The sequence below is a fragment of the Rhizobium sp. BR 314 genome (assembly GCF_047445805.1).
Taxonomy (GTDB): Bacteria; Pseudomonadota; Alphaproteobacteria; order Rhizobiales; family Rhizobiaceae; genus Rhizobium; species Rhizobium lusitanum_B.
The window spans coordinates 92,945-108,311 of record NZ_JARWLA010000013.1 but is presented as its reverse complement, the minus strand read 5'-3'; the positions used below and the strand labels follow the sequence as shown (position 1 = coordinate 108,311).

Here is a 15,367-nt window from a genome sequence, read left to right as displayed (position 1 = left end):
TTGAGATATACTATCAAAACAAAGTCGATATGAAGGTCATTTAAGATAGAGTTGAGATAGTTCTTATGACTTTCAATGCGTTTCAAAATGTTTCTGCTTCACTTGATAAACGTGAGTTATCCGAATAATTCGATCATGTGTGGTAATTTGCATATATAAATATATACATGAATAATATACCGCATTTCGTACGCAGTCTTTGGTTGTATTTCTATCACATATTGTATGTTTTGATAATTATCGTGATAGATAAGACTATTGATATCGATAGTACCTCTTTTTTATGCCATGACATGAAACGATAACGGGAATAATGTGTCCTGCTGTTGGGCTGAGATAGCCCCCGGGGGAGCACGCAGGTGTCCAACAGTGCCAAATCCAGGCGCCATATGCGGCGCAATACACCGACCATTGTTGTTATTCAGCACTCCACACTGGCACGGACGACTGTGGTGAGGCTTCTTGAACGTGAACTCACCGGTTGGAGCTTTATCGATATGATCTCGACTGAGAGTCTCGATAAAGCCCTGGGATGCGAGGTGCGCTTGATTGCACTAGATCTGGCCGGCAGAGGTGTTGAGAGCGCAAGTCTGCGCGATGATCTCGCAGCTATTGTTGCGCATTTTCCCGAGGCTCCCATCACATTGCTCCTGGGCACGGATGATGCCGACATCGTCCGTCAGGCGCTCAAGATGGGCATTCGCGGCTTTTTCTCGACGTCGCTTCCGATTGACATTGCCCTTGCCGGCCTTCGTCTCGTTCTGGCGGGAGGAACATTCTGCCCTCAGCTCTTGGGCGCTGTCACAAGCGATCATAGTCTGTCCAGAAATGAGGTTGAAAAAAGCCTGGACGTCAGGGCGCAGCATTTGGCGATTGCCGATTTCACTCCCCGAGAGGCAGATGTTCTCGCGGAGTTACAATGCGGTTGCTCAAATAAGGTAATTGCAGGAAAACTCAATCTCTCTGGGCATACGGTGAAGATGCATTTGCAGCACATCATGCGCAAATTGCAGGCGCAAAACCGCACTGAGGTGGTTGCACGTCTGGTTCGCAGAGCTGCTGATGGGGAAGACGCGTCACCGAGCTAGATGGTGTCGCCGTGACCGAGGCGATGCCGGTGGGGATAGCGAGACGCTTCATAATGAAAACAGCTCCAATGGATATTGACTGCTCGCGCTTCTGACGCTGGCCGTCACTGGCATCTGCAAAAGCTCATTGCATTATATCTTACCAGTAAGATAAATGTAAGAATAATTGAACCTTGTTGCGGACGCAGAACCTCATGCGCAGATCCGCCAAATGATAGTGCCATTGGAACGCTGGTGAGAGCTGATATGAGCGAGATGACCCGACCGGAGATGGTGGCTGGAGCCTTCCAAGCCGCTTGGAACGCCCATGACATGACCGCGCTTGGAAGGCTGTTTCATGAGGATGCGACGTTTGTAAATCGGTTCGGACACCTCGTTCGTGGCGCCGATGAAATTGTTGCTCTCCACGCTCCGATCCACCAAACGATTTACAGAGATTCCACACTCGAGAACGAAGCGATCGATGTGATTGCGATTGGCAGCGACGCAGCCGTCGTTCATTTCTGGAGTAGGCTCGCGATCGGCGATGCGCATCCGGCGCGACCACATTTGGTGGATACTCTGATCCAAGCAGTGTTGACCTGCAACGAAGGCCTGTGGCTGATTAAGGCTTTCGAAAATGTCGCGCTGACGGATCCTCGCACCGGCGAACTCGTCCTCCGAAAATAGCCGAGCTTGCAGCGGCAGGCTTGCGGCGCGAGGCGACGCCTTGAGGGTAACGCTAGATTCAAAGGCGCTGGGTGTCGCCAAGAGACTGTAGGAGTGTCCGCAGGAGATCGGCAAGTTGATCGAGCTTATCGCGATCGAGACCCTTTAGTAGTTGCACCTCATTCTCAATGTGTGGCGCGAAAAGCTGATCGACCATTGCAAGACCATGCTCGGTCAATTGGACCTGGACGATACGCCGGTCAAAACCGGCGGGGATTCGTTGGACAAGCCCTTTGGTTTCGAGACGGTTGATGCGCTTTGTAACGGCGCCAGAGGTAATCATCAACGATTTCACGAGCTGTGTCGGCGTCAATCCATATGGCGCACCGGATCGTCGCAACGTGAACAGCATATCCACTTCGCCCGTATCCAAACCGGATTGCCGGAAAAAAGTCTGAAGCTCATCTTCGAAAACGCGGGCGAGGCGCTGGGTGCGCCCGATTACCCCGACCGGCCAATTGTCGACGTCGGGCCGCTCTCGGCTCCACGCTCGCTGCGCAACATCTATCGCGTCACTCACTTAAAACCTCACTCGAGCAATCGAGACACTCTTCATGCTATCTTGCCAGAAAGATACCAGAGTATGAACTGCTGGTTTCAGGATTGCTTTCGTCCAGCCGTGCCGTCATCAGGTGAAACGAAGGGCGAAATCGAGGCGGAATTCAACAGGCCAAGCTGTAGATCTCGCTCGGCGTCGCTGATTGGCTTCGGCCCACTCCTGTGCACCCAATGCGCGGGCTCCCTATGCCTCAGATGATAGGGAGCACGACATTGATCATTGCCGGTGTTACAGCAATGGCCATGGCCACGAACAAAATCGTCATCTGGACCCGCGGCGATGTTCGCAGGCCTCTGCCGGGGATAAACGCACCACCATTTCGATCTTTTCCGGCGGCGCCACAAGCAGGAAAGGTGCCGACACATTGTGAATGGCCGTGAACCACAGACATTCACTCCAAGCGAGCGGGCAATGTCCGACTGCGTCGTTGCGAATATTGCATTCGCACCGGCAATGGAACCTGTCACGATCCTGCCGACGGCTCCAACGAAAGGGGCAGCAGCCAGATAGGCCATTCCTGCGCCAGCCAATGCCTTCGCCAGAAATGCGGCCATATCCGATGCAGCCATCATGTTACCAAGCACGACGAACAATCTCGTCACGGCAGCGACGCCCAGCCACGATACCCATGCCGCAACGGCTCCGTTGCCGAGTGCCCGGCGCAAACCAGAACGCCGCGGCGAACAGCCACAGAGCGGGCGAAGCAAGGTAACGCCAGTTCTCGGGAAGACCGGCGATCTGTATCGCCGAACCCGCGGCCAATACCTCGCCCAAAAGGATGCGCGCCCGCATTTTCCACTGTGGCTTTGGTTCACCGGCGGCGCTATTCGGACAATTATGTCAGAGTTGATCTCGCACGCTATCTGGGTGAACTGTCCAACGAGCTTTTTCTGTCCGTGGGTGCGAAATGGCGCAGTCGGCGAAATTTGGCCGCGGAGCGAGTTCGTAGACCGACACTCCACGAAAGCATGACGATGGACCAGGCTCACAGGACAAAGGGGGCAGCAGCTCGCCTCACTGTCCACCGGATGGGAATCCGACTAGCCTCCGGTTTCCACTCGACGTAAGATCAAATAGCGTCTGGCTTCATGGTAGATAGTCAAAGAGAGCATTAGGGATGTCTATGCCGCAGGTCCAATACAGTCTCACAAAGGCAATTGCCCTTGGCATTGTGATTGTTTTTCCCGCTCTTTTCGCTGCGTCTTGCTCGACAGTCGGCGGAACCAGTCGCCAAACTGCTACAGTAGCCGCCAGCAGATCGACGGATCCCGCTAATGCCAAAGACAAGGCGGCAAACCGTCGGCGGTGGGAAGAGAGAGTCCAACGAGATAATGACCTGGCTCCAAGCGGATCGACACCCGGCTATTATGGCTCTTTCGGTCCTCGCATCAGTTTTTGAGCGGCAGGTTTGCAGGTTTCCTAATATCAGGCTTTACGGAACGGCCTCGGCATAAATTCCCGATCACCAGTTGATACCCTCAAGGCGAAGAACCTGGGCTTTCAATGAAGGCGGTTTCCATGTTTCGTACTGAACGTTCATCGTGTTCGCAATGCGCGGGCGAATAGGACGCAGGTAATATGAAACGGGATGGTGAGGTGCTGCGTCTTGGCAGCAGCCTCTTTCGGTGCAGACAGCGATCTGTCATCGCGCAAAGCGCCCAAGCGGAAGCATTTTTTGCCTAACATCATCAGAGGTCGCTTCCATGTGCGATCTACAAGCGATGGCAGACGCCCAAGGACTCCAAAAATAGAGTTGCATTTAAATAGGAGTCCTATATTAATGAAAGTATGGAGCCATCAAAGAACCCACTCTCGCTTAATCTGCGCATCCGCGATGGCCTCTCCCGCATCGCCATGGTGATGCGGGTCGACGATTGGAATGCCGCCAAGACGACCGCCCTCAACCCGACCCAGTTTGCGATCCTCTCATTGCTTGCCGCGCGAGCGCGGACCGGCCTCGCCGTTAAAGAGATCGCCGCGCATCTCGGCGTCTCGCAGCCCACTGCAACGGACTCGATCAACGCCCTCGAGCGCAAAGGCTATCTGAGAAAGACGCCAGATCCGAGAGACGGGCGAGCGGTGAGTATCGGATTGACGCCAGAGGGGAGCGAAGCGCTCTTGGCAGGTAAAGCAGAAGACGGTCTTACTGCGCAGGCAGTCGAGGCGCTTGATGGCGGCGAACAGGAGGATTTGCTCCTTTGCCTGATCAAAATGATCCGACATCTGCAGGAGCGCGACGCCATTCCGGTCCAGCGCATGTGCGTGACCTGTCGGTTTTTTTCACCATACGCACATTCTGATAGTGAGCGCCCGCATCACTGTCATTTCGTGGACGCGCCTTTCGGACAGTCAGAACTCCGTGTTGATTGTCAGGATCATCATGAAGCCGATCCTGCTGCCCGGGCTGCCGCCTGGACTGCCTTTGAAGCGGGATTAACCGACCCGCATTCCCAAAGCGGTAAGGAATAGTATCGTGCTCCGACTATCGCCGACCGATCTCTTTATCGCTGCCGGGCCAACTGCGGCCCGCTCATCTGCCATCAACCGATTTCAACCTCTTCAAGGTCGCTGCCATCAGGCTCAAACCCATAGGTAGGTCTGAGCCTTGCCATGCGATCCTTGTCGCGCCGGTCCGCCGACTGCAATCGACGAACCGGCTTATTCTCCCCTCCAGACCAATAGAGAGAAAGAACATGAGCAGAATTACTCTTATTGATCCCGCAAGCGCAACAGGTATGGTTGGCGATCAGCTCCAACAAATCAATGGCGCCTTTGGCGTCGTTCCCAACATGTTCAAGGCTGTCGCGAACTCGCCAGCGGCTCTTGCCAGCATGTGGGGTTCCTTCGGAGCGCTTGGCGGCGGCAAGATCAGCGCCAAGCTTGGCGAGCAGATCGCCGTTGCGATTGCCGACCGCAACAATTGTAACTATTGCCTCGCTGCTCACACGGCTTTGGGCCGCAAGGCAGGTGCGACCGCCGAGGATATGGCTGAGGCACAGGCGGGACGTTCGGGTGATCCCGGGACCGCCGCCGTGCTTCAGTTCGTTCTCAAAGTCGTCGAGGACCGCGCCAACCTCGCCACAACGGATGTCGACGCGCTGCGCAGTGCCGGTTTCGACGACGAGGAAATCGTCGAGATCATCGCCCACATCGCGCTCAATCTGTTCACCAACTACATCAACGTCGCACTCGATGTACCGGTCGATTTTCCGGGCGTGAAGCTGATGCGCGCTACGCGCTAAGCGTTCACCGCTGGGCGGGCCTCTTCTGGTCCGCCTGGCTTTCGGTAAAAGGATCAAAACAATGGCAACTGCTGCACATCGACTTGCGCCCGAACTCGCCATCAGCGAATGGTTCAACGTCTCAGAACCGCTCTCTCCTGCGAGGTTGCGCGGCCGACCGATCTTCTTGCATACCTTCCAGCTTCTGTGTCCTGGTTGCGTGACCGAGGCGATCCCGCAGGTCAAACGCATCGAGCGCCTGTTCGGTCAAACCGACCTGGAGGTGATCGGCATCCATACCGTCTTCGAACATCATGCGGCCATGTCGCCGACGACCCTCAAAGCCTTCCTGCACGAGTATCGTTTGACATCGCCGGTCGGTGTCGATCTTGCGGAGGAAGGTTCCGACATTCCGGTGACCATGCGTCGGTATGGGCTGCGCGGCACGCCGTCGTCTGTGTTGATCGGGAGAGACGGTGCAATCCTCCATCATGCTTTCGGCGTCGAGGATGATTTGGCGGTTGGCGCGCGGATCGCTTTGGCACTCGCAGCAGCGCCTCCTGAAGATCTCACGGTCGCGGAAGACCAGGACCAGCAGAACTGCAGCGGTGGCCGCTGCTCGGCGACAGCGCCGAGCTTCGAAGGTTCACGAGGTTAACATGCCCAATACCACCCTTGTTTTGCGCCATGTGTATTTTGAAGATCTTGGCTGTTTCGCCGATGTCCTGGAAAGAGCAGACTATACGGCACGCTACAGCGACGCCGGCGATCCCGATTTCGGGCGTGGCGACCCGCTTGAGCCCGATCTTCTTGTGGTTCTCGGAGGGCCGATCGGCGCCTATGAGGATCATCTCTATCCATTTCTGGCACAGGAGCGCGAAATCATTCGCGCTCGGCTGGCTGCGGACTTGCCGACGCTCGGCATATGCCTCGGCGCGCAGCTGATCGCGGCGGCCCTCGGCGAAAAGGTGTTCCCGATCGGTTTGAAAGAGATCGGGTTTTCAAGGCTTTCTTTGACCGATACGGGGACGGCGAGCCCGATCAGGCATCTAGCTGACACTCCCGTGCTGCACTGGCACGGCGATACCTATGGGCTGCCGATCGGGGCAGTGAACCTTGCATCATCGGCGCTGGTCGAGCAGCAGGCGTTTTCACTCGGCTCGAACGTACTTGGCTTGCAGTTCCACCCAGAGGCGTCACTCGATGAGAGATTTGAGCGCTGGCTTGTCGGACATGCAATTGAACTCGCTGTGGCCGGAATAGATCTTTCTGCGTTGCGGCGCGAGGCTCAGGAATTCGGCCCACGCCTCCGCGTGGCTGCGATGCAGATGTTTGAAGACTGGTTGACAAATCTGGAGCCTCGCACATGAACGGGATCCCGATCCGAAGCCTTCGTGTCGGAGCGCTGGCGCCGCTTGGCCCGCACGAGGTGCCAAGCGGCATCGCCAAATCCGAGGTGACGTCGGCGCTCTCGCTGGCGGCGACAGGATTGAGCGGGGACCGGCAGGGTGATCGTGAAAAGCACGGTGGCCCGGAGAAGGCGGTCCATCACTATCCATTCGAGCACTATGCCGCATGGTCGAGCGATCTCGGCTCACATTGCCTCCTTGCGGAGCCGGGGGCCTTTGGTGAGAACATCTCAACACTCGGACTGACGGAGGAGAGTGTTGCGATCGGCGATGTCTTTGAGGTCGGAAGGGCCGTCGTCGAGGTCAGCCAGGGCAGGCAACCCTGCTGGCGCCTCAACGCGCGGTTCGGGCGCAAGACCATGGCGCGTGAGGTGCAAACGACCGGCCGTACCGGCTGGTACTATCGCGTCCTAAAGCCCGGCATTGTCGCTCCCTCCGATCGCCTGATCCTTGTCGATCGCGCTTCGCCGGAATGGACGATCGGCCGGATTTGGCGGGCCTTTTACGTCGACACGCTCAATCGCGATGAACTCGCCGGCATTTCCGCTCTCGATCATCTCTCGAAGAGTTGGCGAGGTCTTGCGACGCGCCGGCTGGAGAACAATGCAATCGAAGATTGGAGCAGGAGATTGGGAGATCGCTAGTGACCTCCCGGCCGCCCGTGGTCCGGACAGATGGTCGTATCTCTGAAGCTTGATCGTTGTTCATCTTATTGGCATCCGCCTAGCTCGGCGACTTTGCAAATGGGGATTGCGGTAAAGCGATTAGGGTGTTCGACATGATCGCAGCTGGCAGTCGTTCCGCTGATTTTAGCAAAGAAGCCGGTTTCTCAGACTAAGGTCCCGTTCCGGACCAGACCTAGGTCCCAAGAGACAATCTTTGGTCCTAATGCCATGGATCGTCCCGACCTTTGCGCCAGTTGTTTCCGGCGATGGAAGCGGCGGGATATCCAGCCGCTCGTGCATGCGGAGAAGATCGATGACGATGAACGGCGTCCTTGAAAGCGGCATCCCGGCCATGGCACGTGTCAATGCTCCCCGCAGCGAGGGCATCATCGGCCTCATCGCCAGGGATGGCAATGATTGTGGACGATAAGCGAAGTACCACAGTTGCGGTTGTCGTGCCGATGTTCAACGCCGAACGAACGATCGGTGCGACCCTTGCCAGCATCTGTCGCCAGACGCATCGGACGCTTGACATTATCATCGTCGACGATGGTTCGTCGGATCGATCCCTATCAATCGTGGCCGAATATGCAAAACAGGATCCGCGAATCCGGATCCTGCGGCAGGCCAATAGCGGCGTTGCCGCAGCGCGCAACAATGGTGCTGCGGCGACCAACGCCGAGTTTCTCGCATTTATCGATGCCGACGATCTTTGGGCTCCGTCAAAGATCGCCCTTCAATGGCGTGCGCTTGAAGAGGGCGGGCCATCGGTTGGCTTGGCCTATTGCTGGTATGCATTGATCGACGAACATAGCCGCGTATTTTCCCTGCATAACCGGCCGAGCCATGAAGGGCATGTGCTTCAGCGCATGTGCAGAAACAATTTTGTCGGCAATGGCAGCTCGATGCTCATGCGCCGTTCCGCATTCGAAGAAGCCGGGCAGTTCGATGCGTCCCTAAGGGCACGCAATGCCCAGGGCTGTGAGGATCTTCTGATCTGCCTCAGAATTGCGGAGAGCTACGAATTCCGCGTCATACAGCAGCACCTGATCGGCTATCGCATGACGAATACGAATATGTCGAGCGACGTCAAGCGGATGCTCGCTTCGTGCGAAATCGTCCTTGCCGAGTATCGTGGAAAATATCCGCAATATGGCAGCGACCTCGACGCTCATTTGGTCGACATGATCCACTGGCTGGTCGTTAGAGCTTTTGTCAGCGGGCGATTTTTCGACGGCTGTGATCTGTTGAGGCGATTTCTGGTATTGGAGCCACGCCTGGCGATTTCAAGCCTGCCGAATATGCTGGATGTCTATTGCCGCGCCCGGCTGGTTCCCGATTGGCTCAAGGCCCGCTTGAGGGGGCTGCAACGGAACGCCGAGTTGCGGCCACTCTACACGGAGACGATCCAGTGAGGCCGGGCAATTCCCTCCTTACGCGGCTGCAACGGCTCTTCCACCTGGCAGAGGCGCCCGCCTGGGCAGGGCCAACCATCGTCGGGCTCGGCCTTGCCGCTGCGGTCCTGGAGGGGGCGGGGCTTTTTCTCTTCATTCCCCTCATCCAAAGCCTCGGCGCTGCGGCGGCACAAGGGGGAGCATGGCAGCGGATCTTCGACCGCCTTCTCGCACCTGTTCCGCAGAGCCATTTGACGGCATTCCTCGTGGCGGTTCTGTGCGCGAGTATCCTCCTCAAGAATGCCGTCCACCTCGTCAATACCTGGGTGACCCGATATATCGATGGTCTCGTCGCGCATCGGCTAAGAGCAAAGGTCTTCGACCAAACGATCAGCTCATGCATCGACTACCGGGTCGACAACAAGCGCTCCGATATCATCACGACGATTGCCAACAACACTTGGAAGGTCAGTCAAGCCCTAAGCCTAGCCTATCGTTTGATGATCTGCTTCTGCACCTTCGTCGTCTTCATGCTGCTGATGCTGCTGATTTCCGTCAGACTGACGTTTTTCTCGATGACGTTCCTGTTCTTCGGGGCCATGGCCATTCGCGTGGCGACGCGTCGCGCAGACCAGACCGGCAAGGCTGTCGTCGAGGAAAACAAGCAGTTCGGCTTGAGAATGTGGGAAAGCATTAACGCGCTGCAATTGATCCGCGCCTTTGCGCAGGAAGACTATGAGCGCAACCGCTTCCGCAAGACCTCAGACAATGTGCGCCGGCGCCTTCTAAAGCTCGACATGCTTTGGGCGACACCGGGGCCCGTCTCGGAAATTTCGATTACGATCCTGATCGGCGCGCTTGTTTTGGTCGCTCAATCGGTAGGCCTCGGCATCGCAGCGCTGGCAGCCTTTCTGTCGCTTCTATACCGTCTCCAGGGTCCGACCCGTGAACTTCTGCAATCGAAGATCGCGCTCGACGGGCTCGCCGGTAGCATCGACGATGTCGATGATTTCCTCCGTGCGACGGAGAGGCCCTTTCTTTCGCAAGGGCATGTGCAGGCCCCAGCCTTCAGACAGACCGTCGAATTGCGCAATGTCTCCTTCCGCTATGCACCTGGCCAGCCGCTCGCGCTGGAGGATGTCTCCTTCAGCATTCCCGCCGGCAAAACCACAGCGATCGTCGGTGAGTCAGGGGCCGGTAAATCCACGCTGATGGCACTGCTCTTTCGCTTCTTGGATCCGACATCCGGTGAGGTCGTGGCAGACGGAATATCGCTTACCGAGTTCGATCTGGCTAGCTGGCGCAAGCGCCTGTCGCTGATGTCGCAGGAGGTTCATCTCTTCAATGACGCGGTATCGGCCAACATCGCCTATGGCGATCTGGATGCCAGGCCGGCCGAAATCCGCAAGGCGGCCGAAATCGCCAAGGCTGACGATTTCATCCGGCTGCTTCCGGATGGCTACGAGACGCGGATCGGCGATCAGGGAATGCGCCTGTCGGGCGGACAAAGGCAGCGCGTGGCGCTCGCCCGAACGATCCTTCGAAACCCCGATATTCTGCTCCTGGACGAGGCGACGAATGCGCTCGATGCCGAAACTGAACAGGCGTTTCAGCTGGCACTCGACGAGTATTCACATAACCGCACCGTCGTCGTGATTGCTCACCGACTATCGACCGTTCTGGCCGCCGATCAGATCATCGTGATGACGAAGGGCCGCGTGGTCGAGGCCGGTTCGCCGGACGAGCTCTTCAAGCGACAGGGACATTTTTCGAGGCTCCTCGAATTTCAGCACGGCCGTCGTGACGGCCGGGAGTTGGGTCATGAGTTACAAGCTAATTGATATCGAATTGTCGAAGCCTCTGGAGCCGATCGCACTTGCGGCCGGACAGACCGGTGTTGGTCTGATCGCGCGGTGGCAAGGCCGGTTGATCGCATTCGAAATGATCGAGCGGCCGGCCGGATCGACACTGACGGTCGAAAATTTGAGAGTTCTTGCGGATGAGCGCTTTGCCCAGCGCATCCTCGTTGCCAAGATGGAGGAGGAGCTGACGGCGCGGTCGCCAATCAGGGACGCGCCGCTGCCAAGCCTCAGCATCGCCATCTGTACCAAGGATCGGGCACAGCGCCTTTCCCGACTGCTGGGCTCGCTCGACCGGGCAAGGACAGAAGCGGCCTTCCGGTTCGTCGAGATCATCGTGGTTGACAATGCCTCGGTGGATTCGACCACGCGCGAAGCCGTCGAGAGTTTTCAGGATATCCGCTACGTTTTCGAACCGAAGGCCGGGTTGGATTTTGCTCGGAACGCGGCCCTTCATGCGGCCTGGGGCGATATCATTGCCTATCTCGACGACGACGTCGTGGTCGACTGCAACTGGCTTGCCGGTCTTGCCAAGGCCTGTCGCGATAACCCCGGTGTTGGTGGTTTCACCGGCCTCGTGCTGCCGTTTCGTCTGGACACCGAGGCGCAGATCTTCTTCGAGAGGCGTGGAGGATTTGGCCGCGGTTTTGCACGCAGGGAGTTCCACAAGGCGCGCTTCGACAATCCGCTTCATCCCGTCGGTGCCGGCATTCTCGGCGCCGGCTGCAACATGGCCTTCGACCGGTCTTTGCTGCTGGAGCTCGGCGGTTTCGACGAGGCGCTCGATACGGGAGCGCCGCTGCCGGGAGGCGGCGATCTCGATATATTCTACCGTGTCCTGCGCTCCGGACGTCCGATGATCTATGAGCCGGAATATGCCGTTTATCACGAGCATCGCGAAACCATTCCGCAACTGAGGCGTCAATACTGGACTTGGGGTCTCGGCATGATGGCTTTTCTCGTGAAGAGCTATCGCACCGACGACGAGATGCGAGCCCGTCATCGCGCCATGGTCCGCTGGTGGTTCTTTGACCAGTTGAAGGCGCTCGCCCGTGCTGTGACGCGGCTGCGCGGTCACGAGCTGCGTTTCGGCATAGCGGAACTGTGGGGTGGGATCTATGGTCTTGCCGGCGAATATGATCGCTCGCGCGCCCGTATCAGGTCGATCCGGGAGCGCAATTCATGAGGACAGAACGATTTGAGGTCCGACATATTGATCTGGCCGATGCCGACAACGATATTGAGACCGACCGCGAGCCCGCATTGACGATCTTCTGGTGGAGGGATCTGCCGCTCGGAGCACGGGCGTCGCTGGGGGACGAGCTACCCTACGGGACCTCGCAACTGCGCCAGCTCGCCGCCGAATATGCCGCTGCGCAACTGCAGGCGCGCAGCATCGGGCTCGGCGCACCGTTGCGCGCCACCTACGAAGGACAGCCAAAGCCGGTGCTCTTGCTGGAGACGGCGCTCGAGGCGCAAAACCTGGTCGAAGTGCTCGACGCGATCGCGGCTCCATCCTCCACGTCGGCGCAGAACATTTCCGTCGTCGTCTGCACCCGCGATCGAGGTCCGGCTCTGAGCAAATGCTTGGGCAGCCTTGCGACACAAAGCTGCACTCCCGGTGAAGTCGTCGTCGTCGACAATTCTCCAGCGGGAAACGCCCGGGAAATCTGTCGGCAGTTCCCGGAATTTCGCTATGTCCACGAGCCGCACACCGGCTTAAGCCGCGCACGAAACACCGGTGTTCAAACAAGCCGCTTTGATATCATCGCGTTCACCGATGACGATGTCGAGGTGCATCCGGGCTGGACTTCAGAAATCGCACGGGCCTTTGTCGAACGCGATGTCGAGGCCTTTTCGGGTCTTGTGTTGCCGGCGCGCCTCGATACGGCGGCGCAATGCTCCTTTCAATTCACGATGGGCGGCTTCGGTTCGACCTTCGTGCCGCTCACCTTCGACGGGCGCTTCTTTGAGGAAACGCGGCCGAGCGGAGCGCATGTCTGGAAGATCGGCGCCGGTGCCAACATGGCTTTTCGCCGCTCGGTATTCGAGAGAATTGGCCTGTTCGATGAACGGCTCGGCGCGGGAGCGGCCGGATGTTCGGAGGATTCGGAGCTTTGGTACCGACTGCTGGCGGCCGGCGGCACATGCCTCTACGAGCCCCGAGCGGTTGTTTTTCATCACCATCGCAGCGACTGGTCCGGGCTTAGGCGGCAGATCAAGGCCTATATGAAGGGCCACGTTGCAGCCCTTGTGACGCAATACGACAAATTCGGTGATCGCGGAAACATCGTGCGCATCGGAAAGCAGCTACCGGTCTATTTTGCGAAGGCCTTCGTCAAGGCGCTCTTCGAAGGGCCGCCGGGCCGCCTTGGAATTTTGGCAGCTGAAATACAGGGCTGGCTTGCCGGCCTGCAGTTTCTCTTGCGCTTCGGCTGGAGAAGGCGGCGACCCCCGATGGGGACTGCCGTAACCGCTGAGAAAGGAATAGTGCGATGATCAGGAAAGCAGCGCTTGGCCAGTTTCTGTCCGGAAACCCCTATCCGAACGGCTTAACGGATGGTCTGTTCTATCGCGAAAAGATGCGTGCCATCCATCGGGTCGCCCCCCTTGAAACAGGGGGCACCGGACGGGTGCTGGAAATCGGCGGCGGTCGCAGTGGCCTTGCCAGCATCCTTTATCCGCAGGCCGAGATCGTCACGCTCGATATCGATCCCGAACTGGCCGACCATCAGCCCTCCTGGGCCAAATCGACTTTCATCTGCGGTGATGCCTGCTCGCTGCCAATGGATGACGACAGTTTCGATATCGTCACCATGTTCGACGTTCTGGAGCACATTGAAGACGATCGCCGCGCTGCGCAGGAGGCGCTGCGGGTGGTTCGACCGGGCGGATATGTCCTGATCTCCACCCCTGAGGTCAATTGGCATTACCCTTATTTCAGCGTCATGAAGCGCCATTGTCCGCATGAAAGCGAGCTGATGCGCGAATGGGGTCATGTCAGGCGGGGATACCGGGATCCGGAACTTGCATCGTTGTTTGATAGGCGGCCGGAACGGCGCGCCACCTTCATCAACGCTGCCACGGCTTTCTTCCACGACGTCTCCTTTTCCCGCATCGGACGCCGTCGACGCAAGCTACTCTATGCACTGGCGGCTCCTATGACCGTTCTCGGTTACTTGATGCATCGACCCTCCACGCGCGGCACAGAGACAGCCTTTGCCTGGCGCAAATGACAGGTGACCAGACGTCCAAAGTGATCGCCCTATTTCCATGGGGCGATGTGATCGAGGAATTCCTCGAACCGATCGGGCTCGAGCTTCAGGATTTCGTCGGGCGGATGACGGGAGGTTGGCTGTTCGGCTATGCGGCAGCGCTGAGTTTCGCGGGTCACAAGCCGATCATCGTCTGTGCATCCGAGCGCGTGAACAAGATCGAATGCTATGAGCATTCTGGCACAGGCACGCCAATCTGGATCGCACCGGCAAAGCGACCAAGACAAGGGCATTCTCCTGCCGCCTATAGCCTCAGGCGCTGGTCTCAAACGCCGCTTTCCGCCTTCCGTGAGATCCTTTGCCGCTCCAGATGCGATCTGCTGCTTGCCCAGGAATATGAATACACGCGTTTCGATGCGCTGGCATGGCTGGCGCGGGGCTTAACGCTTCCTCTTTACGCCACCTTTCAGGGAGGGGATCGTACCCTGTCCTGGATCGAGGCCGCTGCCAGACAGCTTTCGCTTCGCACATGCCGGGGTCTGATCGTTGCATCCGCCGCAGAGCGTCGACGCCTTGCCAAGGCCTATCCGCACATTGCTCCCAATATCGCGAATATTCCTAATCCGCTGAATACGCGGGAATGGCAAGCGATGGATCGTAGCGAGGCGCGAGCAAATCTTGGCTTGCCGCAGGATTGCTTCATCGTCCTCAATCACGGGCGCATCGATATCCGCCGCAAGGGGCTCGATGTTCTTTTGGACGCTTGGGCGCGCTTCTCCAACGATCCCTCCACCCAGCTAGTGATCATTGGTTCGGGTCAGGACAGCGAGGCGTTTGCAAGACTGCTTTCTGAAAGTGGCTTGTCGAATGTGCAGTGGCTTTCCAGCTATACAACGGACCGGACTTTGATCCGGCGCTGGCTATCGGCCGCGGATGTCTATGCCACGGCTTCCCGTGTCGAGGGCATGCCGGTTGCGCCATTGGAAGCCATGGCCTGCGGCCTTCCGGTCATCGCTTCGGATGCCCAGGGGTTGCCGGATATTTTGGCCGATAGCGAGGTTTCTGGCGGCCTAATGGTTAGACAAGAGCAGCCGGAGGAAATTGCTCAGGCGCTAGCGAGATTGAGAGGCGATGGAGCTCTTCGGGCACAGCTCGGTGCGGCGGCCAGAAGGCGGGTGACAGAGAAATTCTCGATCGAAGCGGTTGGCGCCGCGCTCGATGATTTCCTGGCAACGACAAGCAGCTAAGC

The 15,367-nt window shown here is 57.9% G+C and carries 15 protein-coding genes; 13 read left to right on the top strand and 2 right to left on the bottom strand.

All coding sequences use genetic code 11. The annotated features are described in order from the left end of the window. Positions 1-389 precede the first annotated feature (389 nt). Positions 390-1,088 (top strand): response regulator transcription factor, encoded by a 699-nt coding sequence (locus tag QD461_RS17965; protein ID WP_184710341.1) that lies wholly within the window; start codon positions 390-392, stop codon positions 1,086-1,088. Between the two features lie 246 nt (positions 1,089-1,334). Further along, complete coding sequence (locus QD461_RS17960) at positions 1,335-1,757, top strand: SgcJ/EcaC family oxidoreductase (protein ID WP_414088964.1); 423 nt, start codon at positions 1,335-1,337, stop codon at positions 1,755-1,757. A gap of 58 nt (positions 1,758-1,815) precedes the next feature. Here the strand turns inward: QD461_RS17960 and QD461_RS17955 are convergent, their stop codons facing one another. Both QD461_RS17955 and QD461_RS17950 read right to left on the bottom strand, forming a co-directional pair. Next, positions 1,816-2,316, bottom strand: coding sequence for a MarR family winged helix-turn-helix transcriptional regulator (locus QD461_RS17955; protein ID WP_414088963.1), 501 nt, complete (start codon positions 2,314-2,316; stop codon positions 1,816-1,818). A 77-nt stretch (positions 2,317-2,393) separates the two neighbouring features. Continuing rightward, entirely contained in the window at positions 2,394-2,939 is a 546-nt protein-coding gene (locus tag QD461_RS17950) for an L-lactate permease (protein ID WP_414089024.1), read from the bottom strand. A gap of 1,270 nt (positions 2,940-4,209) precedes the next feature. On the opposite strand from QD461_RS17950, the gene QD461_RS17945 reads away from it, so the two are divergent. The 11 genes from QD461_RS17945 to QD461_RS17895 all read left to right on the top strand — a co-directional run bounded on the left by QD461_RS17945 (position 4,210) and on the right by QD461_RS17895 (position 15,365). Further along, positions 4,210-4,824 (top strand): MarR family winged helix-turn-helix transcriptional regulator, encoded by a 615-nt coding sequence (locus tag QD461_RS17945; protein ID WP_414088962.1) that lies wholly within the window; start codon positions 4,210-4,212, stop codon positions 4,822-4,824. A gap of 224 nt (positions 4,825-5,048) precedes the next feature. Continuing rightward, positions 5,049-5,597 carry a carboxymuconolactone decarboxylase family protein gene (locus QD461_RS17940; protein ID WP_414088961.1) on the top strand — a complete coding sequence of 183 codons (549 nt, stop codon included), beginning with the start codon at positions 5,049-5,051 and terminating at the stop codon, positions 5,595-5,597. Between the two features lie 61 nt (positions 5,598-5,658). After that, on the top strand, positions 5,659-6,234 hold the full coding sequence (locus tag QD461_RS17935; RefSeq protein WP_246806499.1) for a TlpA family protein disulfide reductase: 576 nt from the start codon (positions 5,659-5,661) through the stop codon (positions 6,232-6,234). A 1-nt stretch (position 6,235) separates the two neighbouring features. After that, positions 6,236-6,946, top strand: coding sequence for a glutamine amidotransferase (locus tag QD461_RS17930; protein ID WP_414088960.1), 711 nt, complete (start codon positions 6,236-6,238; stop codon positions 6,944-6,946). After that, positions 6,943-7,629, top strand: a complete 687-nt coding sequence (locus QD461_RS17925) for an MOSC domain-containing protein (RefSeq protein WP_414088959.1) — start codon at positions 6,943-6,945, stop codon at positions 7,627-7,629. Before QD461_RS17930 ends, QD461_RS17925 begins: the two co-directional genes overlap by 4 nt. A gap of 434 nt (positions 7,630-8,063) precedes the next feature. Then, positions 8,064-9,065: a glycosyltransferase family 2 protein gene (locus QD461_RS17920; protein WP_414088958.1), complete on the top strand. Its 1,002-nt coding sequence runs from the start codon at positions 8,064-8,066 to the stop codon at positions 9,063-9,065. Next, the gene (locus tag QD461_RS17915) at positions 9,062-10,885 is read left to right on the top strand and encodes an ABC transporter ATP-binding protein (RefSeq protein ID WP_414088956.1); all 1,824 of its coding nucleotides are present in this window, start codon (positions 9,062-9,064) and stop codon (positions 10,883-10,885) included. The genes QD461_RS17920 and QD461_RS17915 overlap by 4 nt, the downstream gene beginning before the upstream one ends. After that, on the top strand, positions 10,866-12,089 hold the full coding sequence (locus QD461_RS17910) for a glycosyltransferase family 2 protein (protein ID WP_414088955.1): 1,224 nt from the start codon (positions 10,866-10,868) through the stop codon (positions 12,087-12,089). The genes QD461_RS17915 and QD461_RS17910 overlap by 20 nt, the downstream gene beginning before the upstream one ends. Beyond that, positions 12,086-13,402, top strand: coding sequence for a glycosyltransferase family 2 protein (locus tag QD461_RS17905; protein WP_414088954.1), 1,317 nt, complete (start codon positions 12,086-12,088; stop codon positions 13,400-13,402). Before QD461_RS17910 ends, QD461_RS17905 begins: the two co-directional genes overlap by 4 nt. After that, positions 13,399-14,139: a class I SAM-dependent methyltransferase gene (locus QD461_RS17900; RefSeq protein WP_414088953.1), complete on the top strand. Its 741-nt coding sequence runs from the start codon at positions 13,399-13,401 to the stop codon at positions 14,137-14,139. Before QD461_RS17905 ends, QD461_RS17900 begins: the two co-directional genes overlap by 4 nt. Beyond that, positions 14,136-15,365 (top strand): glycosyltransferase family 4 protein, encoded by a 1,230-nt coding sequence (locus QD461_RS17895; protein ID WP_414088952.1) that lies wholly within the window; start codon positions 14,136-14,138, stop codon positions 15,363-15,365. The genes QD461_RS17900 and QD461_RS17895 overlap by 4 nt, the downstream gene beginning before the upstream one ends. Positions 15,366-15,367: the final 2 nt, after the last annotated feature.